This window comes from Pantoea sp. EKM10T, assembly GCF_011800685.1.
In the GTDB taxonomy this organism is placed as follows: Bacteria; Pseudomonadota; Gammaproteobacteria; order Enterobacterales; family Enterobacteriaceae; genus Pantoea; species Pantoea agglomerans.
Window position 1 is genome coordinate 120,934 of record NZ_JAALEU010000010.1, and the last position, 12,236, is coordinate 133,169.

The window sequence follows — 12,236 nt, forward strand, 5'->3', positions numbered from 1 at the left end:
CATGACAGAACAACGCAACGCCGATCATTACCGCGCTGATGAGCACATTGATCCTTATATCTCGGTACAGGGTGCAAGAACACATAATCTCAAAGATGTTTCGCTGCGATTTCCCCGCAACGCCATGGTGGTGTTCACCGGGGTTTCAGGCTCCGGTAAATCGTCCCTCGCCTTTGATACCCTCTATGCGGAAGCCCAGCGCCGGTTTATCGAGTCGGTGTCGCCACATGCCCGTCGTCTGATCGATCAGGCTGCTGCACCGGATGTGGATAATATTGACGGACTTCCACCCGCGGTGGCGCTTCAGCAGAGCCGGGCTGGCGCGCAGGAGCGTTCAACGGTGGGCAGCCTCACCCGAATTTCTGTCACGCTGCGTCTGCTGTTTTCCCGTGCGGGCGTAAGGCCTGAAGGCGTTCCCTTTATGACCGCCGATTTTTTCTCGCCTAACAATCCTGAAGGTGCCTGTCCGCATTGCCAGGGACTGGGAAGAGTGCACACCGTTAAAACCGAGTCGATGGTGCCGGATAGCTCACTGAGCATCCGCCAGGGAGCTATCGCTTCCTGGCCCAGAGGCTGGCATAACAAAAATCTGCGCAGCATCCTTGAGACGCTCGGCTACGATGTTGATGCGCCCTGGAATACGCTTTCAGCCCGTGATCAGCAGTGGATACTGCTGACTGACGAACAGCCATCGGTGCCAATTTTTGTCGGTCTGAATGCTGAGCAGCGCGAAAACGCGCTGGCGGCGGGCGAAGAGCCGGCTTATACCGGCACGTACACCAGTGCAGCAAAAATCGTGCTGCAGAGTTATTCGGGTGGCAGCGAGACGACGAAGAAACGGCTGGCGCGCTTTGTGACGGTCACTCCCTGTTCTGAATGCCACGGTAAAAGGCTAAACCGGGATGCGCTGTCCGTGACCTTTGCCGGGCATGACATTGCCAGCCTGAGTGAGCTGTCGGTCTCTGAGCTCGCTGAACTGCTGAAGCCTTATGCGCGTGGCGCATCACCGGACCTGCCGGCAGAGGCGGCACTGCGTGAGGCGGTCATCCGGATGGCGTCGGATATCTGTATGCGGCTTGAGCAGCTGGAAACGCTGGGTCTGGGTCATCTGGCGCCGGGACGCCGTACCACCGTACTCTCATCCGGCGAGCTGCAGCGCGTGCGTCTGGCCACCCAGCTGATATCGCGGCTGTTTGGCGTGCTTTATGTGCTGGATGAGCCGTCAGCCGGACTGCATCCCGATGATGTCAAATCGCTGCTCATAGCCCTGAAGAATCTGGTGCGTGCCGGTAATTCGCTGGTGGTCGTCGAACATAATATTGACCTCATCGCCGAGGCAGACTGGCTCATTGAGGTCGGCCCCGGCCCGGGAACGCATGGCGGCGAGATCGTCTATAACGGCGAACCAGCAGGGCTTGAAGAAGTCAGTGCGTCACCCACCTCGGGCTATCTTTTCTCACGAAACTATACCGGGCTGCGCCAGCGCCGGCCCGCAGAGAGCTGGCTCTGCTTTGAACAGGTCTATTGCAACAATATTGCCGGAGTGGATATCGCCATCCCTCTGGGGAGAATGACGGCCATCACCGGCGTGTCCGGCTCCGGAAAATCGACGTTGCTGAATCGCGTGCTTCCGGAAATGCTCGGACGTTTTGACAAAACGCCTGACATCGAGGAGGGCGAGGAAGAGTATCTGGTGCCGGACGTTAAGGGTCAGGTTGTCAGCGGAAGTGACGCCATCGGCCGATTGGTCAGAATCGATCAGCGTCCTATCGGCCGGACACCACGCTCAAATCTGGCCACTTACACCGGATTTTTCGATATCGTCCGCAGGCTGTTTGCAGACACCGACGCGGCGAAAGCCAAAGGCTTCAGCGCCAGCCGGTTTTCATTCAATCTGCCAGCCGGACGCTGTCCTGCCTGTGAAGGGCAGGGACAGATTTCGATTGAGCTGCTCTTCATGCCGAGCGCTACCGCAACCTGTTCCGTCTGCGCGGGAAGCCGTTATAACCCCGAAACGCTGGAGGTGAAGTGGAACAATATGACGATAGCGGATGTGCTTGATCTGACCGTGGACGACGCCACTGAGGTGTTTCATGGGCATGACGGGATCCAGCGTTCGCTTAAGGCACTGACGTCGCTGGGGCTGGGATATCTGACCCTGGGTCAGCCCGCCACTGAACTCTCTGGCGGCGAGTGCCAGCGTATCAAGCTTGCCTGGGAGCTGCAGCGGGTCCAGCGTACGCCCACGCTTTATCTGCTTGATGAACCTTCGACAGGATTGCACCCGTCTGACATGGATAAGCTGCTGGTAGTGCTGGATGAACTGGTGAAGCGTGGTCACACCGTGATCATGGCGGAACACAACATGCGCATAGTGGCAGAGGCGGACTGGGTGATTGATCTGGGTCCCGGCTCGGGTCTTAAAGGAGGAAGGATTGTCTCCTCCGGCTCACCGGAAGAGGTCAGCGCATCTGCAGAGAGTCTGACTGCACCCTGGCTTTCCGCACAGCTGAAAAAGAGGGCGGGCGATCCGGATTGCGGTGGATGATTACGCCGCTGAAACTGGTGCATTGTAAGGGCTCAGGCGCAAGCTCCTGAGCCCGTCAGTAATGATAACGGCATGAGGCAATCAATAGAGCATCCCCGCTGACAGCGTACACCAGCCGATGTTCTGCCGTGATTCTGCGTGACCAGAAACCTGCAAGATTATGCTTTAACGGCTCGGGTTTTCCTTTGCCTTCAAAAGGCGTCCTGCTGGCATCTTTGAGCAGCTCGTTTATCTTTTTAACGGTTTTTTTATCGGCATCCTGCCAGTAGAGATAATCTTCCCAGGCTTCTGCGGACCAGGTTAGTTTCACTCAATAATATCCCTGTCAGTCCCGTTACCGCTTTGCAGGCTTTCGATAGAATCCATCAACCTGCGCGCATTTTTAGGTGACCGCAGCAGGTATGCCGTCTCTTCCAGTGAGTTATATTCCTCAAGCGACATCAGCACGCAGGATTCACCGTTCTGGCGAGTGATCAATACCGGCGCTTTATCTTCAACTGTCTGAACCATAGTGGCAGACAGATTCTGTCGGGCTTCGCTGTAACTGATTGCTCTCATAGTACCTCCGTAGTAAGTAATACAAATCATTGTACAATGATAAGCTATGACAAGGAAGCTTAAGTGAGAAGACTGGATATGAAATCGCGAAAGCGACAAAGTAACAGGCGCCTGACAAACCATAACCCTGAGTTTTCATCCGGTCACCATGCTGCTCGAATCAGTGAATACGGGTATTTTCTCATCAGCGCAGCGGCGCATTAACCTGTAATGCATCCAGCTTACGGGCGTCGTGACTGCAAAAAAAGGTGATTTCGCCGCCGCGCTGGCAGGAGAGCTCACGCAGTCGCTGCTGATTGTGTCGTCTGGCCACGTTATCCATGCCCATCATCCACTTGTAAAAGCGCAGTCCCGGCGTGCAGTGTCGCGTCTGCTGCCGCATTTCGCCGCGGTAAAACCAGGCATCGCCGCCGTGCAGCAGCCAGCCATCGGGTTGCTGAATCGCGATACCCGCGTGACCCGGCGTATGGCCCGCCAGCGGCACCAGCAAAATCTCCGGCGGTAAGTCACGCAGGCGATTAACCGCCTCAAAACCAAACCACTTTTCTCCCTGCGGCTGATAGGTCTCCCAGTTGCTGATCCCACCCCATTGTCCGGGCCGGTAACGTTCCCGTGACAGCCAGCTATGACGCTGATGCGCGGTATCAACCTCCTGCTGCAACAGATGGATTCGCGCCTGCGGAAAATCGGTCAGTCCGCCAGCATGATCAAAGTCGAGATGGGTCAGAATAATATGCCGCACATCCTCAGCCCGGAAACCCAGTGACGTAAACTGTGACAGTGCGGTCAGTTCATCGCGGCGCTGAATATTGTTTAATGCGCGGAAAAAGCCGGACAGGCGGCTGCCGGGCGCATGGATATCCTGACGACCAAAGCCGGTATCCACCAGCACCAGCCCGTCGCGATCCGTCTCAATCAACAGACAGTGACAGACCAGATGTGCTTTCAGGCCTTTACTGAATCCATCATAGAACGCGCCGCCCAGCGGACACATACAGCCACAGTTAAGGTGGTGAATTTTCATCGGGCCTCCATAGGGGCAATGGGGATATCTCTGAGAGGCTACGGCCTGTCCGGCGCGTAGCACATCAGCCTGGCTATAGAGTGTAGAGAGGGATGACGCAGTAGGCGGAGCGGTGAAGCGGATAACCGGGAAAAATTGCCGGTTATCCGCCATAAAGCAGAGGATTATCAGGTGTGGAACAGCGGGAAAGCACCGGTCAGCAGACCGCCCGCCATCAGCACCAGACTGACCAGAATCCCCCACTTAATTGCAAAGCGCTGGTGGTCGCCGATGTCGACTTTCGCCAGACCCACCAGCAGGTAGACTGACGGCACCAGCGGACTCAGCAGGTGGAATGGCTGGCCGACAATAGAAGCGCGGGCAATCTCTTCTGCGGTAATGCCGTAGCTGGCCGCCGTCTGGGCGATAACCGGCAGAATGCCGAAGTAAAAGGCATCATTCGACATAAAGAAGGTAAACGGCAGACTGACCAGCGCGGTGAACACCGCCAGGTAAGGTCCGAAGCTGGGCGGGATCACAGCCAGCAGGCTCTTCGCCATGGCGTCAACCATGCCGGTGCCGGAGAGGATGCCGGTGAAAATACCGGCGGCAAAAATTAATGCGGTCACCGCCAGCACGTTACCGGCATGAGAGCTGATGCGGGCTTTCTGCTCCTCCAGCGTGGGATAGTTGAGCATCACCGCTATCGCAAACGCCAGCATAAATAGGATCTGAATCGGCATTAAACCAATCACCAGCAGCACCAGCAGCACGGTGGTCAGGATGAAGTTAGGCCAGAACATTTTCGGACGGCGATTGGCTGCGCACTCTTCGGCATCGCCCAGCCCCAGCTCAATGTTGTCGAGATGATGATCTTTCATGGTCATCACGCCAAGGCGCTTACGCTCACGCAGGCCAAACAGCACCGCCATCGCCACCAGGCTGGCACAGGCCAGCAGCATGGCTGGCAGCATAGGAATAAAGATATCAAGGGCGTCAATGCGCAGTGCCGCCGCGGCACGGGCTGTCGGACCTCCCCAGGGTGAGAGGTTCATGATGCCGCTGGCGAGGTTCACCAGACAGGTCATCATCAACACGTTCATGCCCAGCCGGTGATAGAGCGGCAGGAATGCGGCAATGGCAATCATGTAAGTGGTTGAGCTGTCACCATCCAGAGAAACCAGCAGCGTTAGTACCGCCGTTCCGACCAGCACTTTCAGGGGGTCACCGCGCACCATCCGAAGAATAAAGCGCACCAGTGGGTCAAACAATCCGGCATCGATCATCAGACCGAAATAGAGAATGGAGAAGGTCAGCATCACGCCGGTAGGGGCCAGCTTTTTGACGCCGTCCAGCATCATGGCACCCAGACCTGCGTAAAAACCGCCAATCAGCGCAAATATGGTTGGTATCAGGATCAGCGCAATCAAGGCTGACATGCGTTTGGTCATGATCAGATACATGAAGCAAACAACCATGGAAAAACCCAGTATCGTCAGCAAATTAACAGCCCTCGCAATGGCGGAAAAGTAATGAAAAAGTTACATGCCGGCAGGAAAATTCAGGTAATTACTTAGCGTGGTAATGATTAACCTGTTGTTTTAATTAACCCTGCATTCAAAGATGATAATAAATAGTTGTCAGTATTTAGCATTTCTTTAACAAAGAAGGGTGATCATGATCATCTTTAAACGGTTCTTAAACGAGATTGTGTGACTGAGATCAAAGGGTGTCGAAGTGTAACCGGGGTTTCGGGCCAGCTGAGGCTGAATCAGGCGGGTAGTAGAGTGGTGGAGAAACAGGGTAACCGGCTGAGCCATGATGCTCAGCCAGTTAACGTTATTAGCTGCCTAACAGCTGAATAATCATCTCAGGGGTTTTATTCGCCATTTTGCTGACGGCCGTCTGACCCTGCTGAATAATCTGGCTGCGTGCCAGCTGGCTGGCTTCTTCAGCATAGTCCGCATCCTGTATGCGGCTGCGAGCCGCTGAGGTATCCACGCCCTGCTGCGATAACACATTACGGTTCGATTCGTAACGGTTGATCTTTGCGCCATAGGTCGACTGATAACCGCTGATCTTCTCGAGCGCGCTATCCAGTGCTTTCATGGTGGTTGAGATATCGCCCTCTGTAAGCAGCGTTGTGTTGTTCAGCCCCAGCGTTTTGGTATCCGATGGCGTTGCCGGAATAGTATCCGACTGAATCGGCTGACCGTAATCGGCGCTGGTGACCACCTCCATAGGTTCGCTCTTCTTCGGCGGCGTTGCAGGCAGGCTTTTGGGTTCCGGCAGATTTCCCCAGGTCAGATTACCGGTGAAGGAACCATTGCCCACCACCACCACAATCAAATCCTCGCTGACGGTATCCAGCGTGATGCGCTCAAGCCGGTTACTGGTGATGGTGCCGTTGTTGAAATCGCCGCTGGCGACATCCTCATAGCGATCGCCGTCACCGCTGTAAGTGATGTTCATGCCGTTGTAGGTGCTGCTGTTACTGCCTGCCAGCGTCCAGCTCGGGCCGCCCTCCAGCAACTGCGAGCTGTCATAAGCCGCACCGCTGGCAAATCCGTTACTGCTGGTCAGCAGGCGACTATCCGCGGTAGCCGCATTAGTGATGCTTTTGCTGGCCCAGGTGTAATCAGGCGCACTGCCGTCCAGTGGTGTACCGACCAGGTGCTTACCGTCGCGGGTAAAGAGCTGGAGATCGTCATCCATACCCAGCGAATCAATCGTGATGCTTATCGCCGTCGAGCCTGCCGGGATATAGGCCAGCGGGATCACGCCAGAGGTAAAGGAGTAATTCTTGCCCGGCACCGGAAACTTCGTGTTGATAGGGTCAACGTTACCCAGTTTCGCAGGGGGAAGATCGGGATTATTCGTCGCCAGTGGATAGCGGCCAAAAATCTCAGTGTGGTCTGCCACTTCATTGATGCCTGCCATAATCTGCTGATACTGGCCGTTGATGCTCTGTCGATCGGCGTCCGACAGCGTGCCGTTGGCTGCCTGGACCGACAGGGTGCGCGCCTGGATCAGCAGATCGACGATACTGCCAAGGCCGCCACTGGCGGTCTGGGAATAGCTGATGGCGTCATTGAGGCCACGCGCTACCACCGCATCGGCATTAATATTGGCCGTCATGCGGTTGGCAATCGCCTGACCTGCCGCGTCATCTTTGGCACTGTTAATTCTCATCCCTGATGATAACCGTTCAACCGTTCGTCCCAGAACAGAGTCAGTGCTGTACCGCGTTTTGTTCGTAATCGCGGCGGTTTCGTTATGGTTGATCGTTAACATGGTCGCTTCGAACAGGGAGAGGAGTCTCTGTTTTATCGGCAGGGTGATAAGCAGCTTTAATCTCTGTGGCGACAAAAAGGCAGCAAATACGGGGGCAGACGGTCAAGAGGCTGATGGTTAACCGCTTTTCAGATAAAAAAAATTAACGGTTCAACCCGGTCAGGAAAAACGCCTGCCACGCGATGACGCAGCAGGCGAACGAAGATCAGTTAAACACCATGCCGCCATCAATCAACAGCGACTGACCGGTCATGTAATCGGAGTCAGGACTGGCCAGGTAGGCGACGCAGGCAGCCACATCTTCCGGTTCAGAAAGACGTCCCAGCGTAATGCGTTTCGCAAACTCCTCGGTGCCGTAACCGACGGGCTTGCCGGCTGCTTCAGAGATCTGGCGGTCGATCTCTTCCCACATCGGTGTTCTGACAATGCCAGGGCAGAAGGCGTTAACCGTGATGCCGGCAGGTGCCAGATCGCGCGCAGCGGTCTGCGTCAGGCCGCGCACGGCAAACTTACTGGAGCTGTAAACCGCCAGCTCCGGATTACCGACATGACCCGCCTGAGAACAGGCGTTGATAATTTTGCCGCCGTGACCTTCTGCAGCAAACGCTTTAATCGCGGCCTGCATGCCCCAGATCACTCCTTTGACATTGACGTTGTAGACCTTGTCGACCACCGCTTCGGTGATCTCAGCAATCGGCGTGGAGGGCGCAATACCGGCATTATTGACGATGACGTCAAAGCCGCCCAGCGTGCGGCGCGCCTCTTCTACCGCTTCCATCACCTGATCACGCTGTGAGACATCGACTTTCAGCGCAATCGCTTTGCCACCCTGCTGGTTGATCTTCTCCGCGACCTGGCGTGCGGTCTCCTGATTAAAATCGGCTACTGCAACCGCCAGTCCATCTTTCGCCAGACGCAGGGCGATCGCTTCACCAATGCCCTGGCCTGCGCCGGTCACAAATGCCACTCTGTTTTTCATCATGATTTCCTTTTTGAGAAATTAAAGAAGCTGGCTCAGATGCAGCTGACCCATCAGCAGCGGGTTGTCGGTGTAATCGACCGGCACCGCGACCACGGCGGGCCCCTGAACATCCATCGCTTTACGCAGCGTCGGCTCCAGCTCTGCCGCACTGGTCACCGCAAAGCCCGCTGCCCCAAACGCTTCGGCGTAGGCTTTGAAATCGACCGGCCCAAAATTGACGCCCGAGACGCGGTGATATTTTTTCTCTTCCTGCATCGCCACCATGTTGTAGGCGTTATCGACCCAGACGATGTGCAGAATGTTGGCTTTTAAGCGAACGGCAGTTTCCAGCTCCATGCTGGATTGCAGGAAACCACCATCGCCGGAAACTGAAACCACTTTGCGCTGCGGCTCGACCAGCCAGGCACCAATCGCCCACGGCAGGGCCACACCCATCGTCTGCTGACCGTTGGAGATCATGATCTGACGGGCGCGGAAGCTGTAGAGGTAGCGGGCGATCCAGATGTGGAAGCTGCCCATATCGACGGTAAGGCTGACGTCACTGTTAATGATGTCCTGCATGGCGCGGACAATGCGCAGCGGATGCAGAGCAAACTGATTGAGGCTGGCACCCTGCATCGCCAGCAATTTGCGCTGCTGCTGACGATCCTCAAGGATGGTGGCGGCTTCCGGGGTCAGCTGGAGTGGGGCAGTGATGCGCGCGGCGAGTTTACGCACTGTGGCGGCGATATCACCCACCAGTTCTGCGTCAGGCAGATAGCGGTTGTCGGTCTCAGCGGGTATTACGTCGATATGAATCAGTGTGGCGTTACCGCTGTTCCACATCGCCGGTTCATATTCCACCGGGCTGTAGCCGATGGTGACGATCAGGTCAGCCTGTTGCAGCAGCCTGTCGCCCGCCTGGTTGTTAAACAGCCCGACGCGCCCGGCGAAGCGTGAGAAGTGATCCTGTCTGACCGCTCCTGCTGCCTGATAGGTGCTGGTGACCGGAATGTGACTGCGTGTCAGCAGCTCATGAATCGCTTCGCTGTTCTCTGTCTGGCTCGCCATTAATCCCAGCAGGATGACCGGATTTTTAGCCCCGGCGATAGCTTCGCTGACGGCGTCGATCATTGAGTCAGGTGCGGCGCCCAGTACCGGGCGGCCTTTGCTGCTCAACGCTTTGCCGGTAACCGGCTGATCGACAATATCCTGTGGCAGGCTGATAAAGGCACCGCCGCCCCGGCCATGTTCGGCATGGCGAAACGCATTCGACAGGCATTCAGAAAGTGCAGCGGGGTCGGTGACCTCAACCGCATATTTAGTGATTGGGCGAAACATTGAAACCGTGTCCATGCTCTGATGAACCTGCTTGGCGCTGTCGGAGCGCTTCACCTGACCGCCGATAGCCACCACCGGATCGCCTTCGCTGGTGGCGGTGGCCATGCCGGTGATCAGGTTGGAGCAGCCCGGCCCGGAGGTAACCAGCGCCACGCCCGCATTGCCGGTAAGGCGGCCCACTGCGGCGGCCATAAATGCGGCGTTAGCTTCGTGGCGAACCGGGATGGTCTGGATGGAGGAATCCAGCAGTGAGTCGAAGACTTTATCAATTTTTGCGCCAGGAATGCCAAAGACGTGGCGGACGCCCTGTGCCTCAAGTTGCGCCACCACCAGGTCAGCGCCACAGGTCCAGAGTGTGGTATCGGTTGGAGTTTTCATCGTCATTCCTCTGATTAGCTTTCTACCGCACGAATCGCGGCGTCAAGATTGGCGGGGTTCAGGTCGGCATTGAGAAAATCGCTATCCTGCGGCAAATCCACGACCAGCTTGCTGATGGCACCAAAGGTCAGGGTGCCCTGTTCCAGCGCATAATCGAGAATGTGGCCGCCGCCTTCGCGGTCGTCGGTAATAAAATGTTCGTGATAGCCCGCAACGTTAATGCCCTGCATATATTGCGGTGTACGGAATCCGATCAGTTCGCCCGCGCGCTGGCTGAAGGCAAAGGTCGGCTGATCGCCCAGCACTTCCGGCATTGAGCGATAGGGACGACACTGGCATGGCACGGTGCGGGTCTCGACGCGACTGAAACGACCGCTGATGCGCAGCGCGCAGAACTGGTTATCGGAGGTGATTTCGTTGTCGATCACCTGATGAATCGCCTCACGCGACATCGGCCGGACAAATTCATACATATGCTGCGGTTTAAAAAAGGTCATCACGGCGAACGGAGTTTTCTGCGCCGGATCGGCCGGGTGCGCGCTGCCATCGGCGTGCAGCTGATAGACCTTGCTGTCAAACGCGATCATCTCGCCATCCAGCCGGTTAAAGGTACCCAGGCCGAAATCCCCTTTACGCAGCAGGTCGGCAATACGGACATTGCCGTCGTAAACGCCGCTCAGCAGCGCACTCATTAAAGAGGTCTGATAGATAACGCTTTCTGGTGCATCCTGTGAAAGCGTCAGGACAGTATGTTTTAGTTGATCCTTACAGGAACAATCAGTTACACAATTGCTCATTTGATGCCTCATCGATTAACCGTTAAGCCGTGTTAACCTAATGGTGAACCGATTCAGTCGGTGGGTCCAATAGCGAAACCTGTTAACTTTGAGACGTTTTTGATATGGAACTTCGCCACCTGCGTTATTTTGTTGCCGTAGCCGAGACGCTTCACTTCACTCGTGCCGCCGAGATACTGGGCATATCGCAGCCGCCGCTGAGTCAGCAGATACTGCGGCTGGAGCAGGAAATTGGCACACCGTTGCTGAAGCGCCTGACGCGCGGAGTGGAACTCACCGAAGCGGGCGAAGCGTTTCTGGCGGATGCCCGGCAGATTGTGCAACTGGCCGATCAGGCGCTGGAGAACGCACGCGGTATTGCGCGCGGGATCAGTGGTCAGCTGTCGCTGGGCTTTGCCAGCTCGGTGGCGTTTAATCCACGCATCTTCACCCTGATCCGCCAGTTTAAAGAACGTTATCCGGCGATGGAGCTTCTGACCCGCGAAGAGAATATGTCTTTGCTGATGCAGGATTTACAGGAGGGATTGCTGGATGCCGCTTTTATCCGGCTACCGTGTGAAAGCAGCAAGGCGTTTAATCTGCGCGTCATCTCCACCGAAAAGATGCTGATTGCGCTGCCGCGCTGCCATCCCCTCAGCGGCACACCCACCGTGGCACTATCCGCGCTGGCGGGAGAAACCCTGGTGATCTTCCCACGCGACGTCTCGCCCAGCCTGTATGAGTTGATTGTCACAGCCTGTTTGCGAGCGGGCTTTTCGCGCCACACTTTTCAGCAGGCTCCGCAGATCACTACGTCGCTGGGCATGGTGGCGGCGGGCTGCGGGATTGCGCTGGTGCCGGAGTCGATGCGCTGCGTCGATAACCCCGGGGTCAGCTTCTGCGATATCGAAAACAACACGCTATTTACCGACGTTGCCTTTGCCTGGCGTCGGCTTCATCCGTCAAAAGCGGTGCTGCACCTGCTGGCGCTGCTGGCAGAACAGCCTGCGGCACCAGGCGAAGCGGGTTGATAAGCGCCAGCTATTGAACTGAAAACAATAATCAACTGGCGGCACGGGGCCGGGATGCCAATAATCGGTGCATGACTACATACCGCGTAAGAGTCGGGTTTCACAACCCGTCAGCCCTGACATTCAGGCAACTGGATGAAATTCTGGAGCCGCAGCGATTCTGGAGAACAGATTCGGCGGGCGGCCAGTTCCGCTATTTCATGGAGTATGAGTACCAGTCTGACGTGCGCGATCTCTGCTCGGTCTGCTCGCTGGCCTACAGTCAGGCCTGCAAAGTCAGAAAGTGCCCGCTGATTCTGGTCGAGGTGATGAACTGATCCTTTCCGGCGATCCCGCCGTTCTCAGC

11 protein-coding genes are annotated in these 12,236 nt (G+C 56.3%); 3 read left to right on the plus strand and 8 right to left on the minus strand.

Annotated features, from left to right (window positions below; all coding sequences use genetic code 11):
• The first annotated feature begins 1 nt into the window (after position 1).
• Complete coding sequence (locus HFD95_RS18270) at positions 2-2,548, plus strand: excinuclease ABC subunit UvrA (protein WP_167430585.1); 2,547 nt, start codon at positions 2-4, stop codon at positions 2,546-2,548.
• Between the two features lie 55 nt (positions 2,549-2,603).
• Here HFD95_RS18270 and HFD95_RS18275 read toward each other — a convergent pair whose 3' ends face one another.
• The 8 genes from HFD95_RS18275 to budA form a co-directional block, all read right to left on the minus strand.
• A complete protein-coding gene (locus HFD95_RS18275; protein WP_010256862.1) occupies positions 2,604-2,858 on the minus strand; it encodes a Txe/YoeB family addiction module toxin in 255 nt (84 codons plus the stop codon).
• Complete coding sequence (gene yefM / locus HFD95_RS18280) at positions 2,855-3,106, minus strand: YoeB-YefM toxin-antitoxin system antitoxin YefM (RefSeq protein ID WP_010256861.1); 252 nt, start codon at positions 3,104-3,106, stop codon at positions 2,855-2,857. The genes HFD95_RS18275 and yefM overlap by 4 nt, the downstream gene beginning before the upstream one ends.
• Positions 3,107-3,290: 184 nt before the next feature.
• The gene (locus HFD95_RS18285; protein ID WP_167430586.1) at positions 3,291-4,130 is read right to left on the minus strand and encodes an MBL fold metallo-hydrolase; all 840 of its coding nucleotides are present in this window, start codon (positions 4,128-4,130) and stop codon (positions 3,291-3,293) included.
• A gap of 167 nt (positions 4,131-4,297) precedes the next feature.
• A complete protein-coding gene (locus HFD95_RS18290) occupies positions 4,298-5,611 on the minus strand; it encodes a CitMHS family transporter (protein ID WP_010256858.1) in 1,314 nt (437 codons plus the stop codon).
• A gap of 340 nt (positions 5,612-5,951) precedes the next feature.
• Positions 5,952-7,403 (minus strand): flagellin, encoded by a 1,452-nt coding sequence (locus tag HFD95_RS18295; RefSeq protein ID WP_124890774.1) that lies wholly within the window; start codon positions 7,401-7,403, stop codon positions 5,952-5,954.
• 205 nt (positions 7,404-7,608) lie between these two features.
• Entirely contained in the window at positions 7,609-8,382 is a 774-nt protein-coding gene (locus tag HFD95_RS18300) for a (S)-acetoin forming diacetyl reductase (protein WP_022624207.1), read from the minus strand.
• A gap of 21 nt (positions 8,383-8,403) precedes the next feature.
• The gene (gene alsS, locus HFD95_RS18305; RefSeq protein WP_010256852.1) at positions 8,404-10,083 is read right to left on the minus strand and encodes an acetolactate synthase AlsS; all 1,680 of its coding nucleotides are present in this window, start codon (positions 10,081-10,083) and stop codon (positions 8,404-8,406) included.
• A 14-nt stretch (positions 10,084-10,097) separates the two neighbouring features.
• Positions 10,098-10,880, minus strand: a complete 783-nt coding sequence (budA, locus tag HFD95_RS18310; RefSeq protein ID WP_167430587.1) for an acetolactate decarboxylase — start codon at positions 10,878-10,880, stop codon at positions 10,098-10,100.
• Positions 10,881-10,984: 104 nt separating this feature from the next.
• Between budA and HFD95_RS18315 the strand changes: the two genes are divergently transcribed.
• A complete protein-coding gene (locus HFD95_RS18315; protein ID WP_022624205.1) occupies positions 10,985-11,890 on the plus strand; it encodes a LysR family transcriptional regulator in 906 nt (301 codons plus the stop codon).
• A gap of 71 nt (positions 11,891-11,961) precedes the next feature.
• Positions 11,962-12,207 carry a hypothetical protein gene (locus HFD95_RS18320; RefSeq protein ID WP_010256845.1) on the plus strand — a complete coding sequence of 82 codons (246 nt, stop codon included), beginning with the start codon at positions 11,962-11,964 and terminating at the stop codon, positions 12,205-12,207.
• The last annotated feature ends 29 nt before the right edge of the window (positions 12,208-12,236 follow it).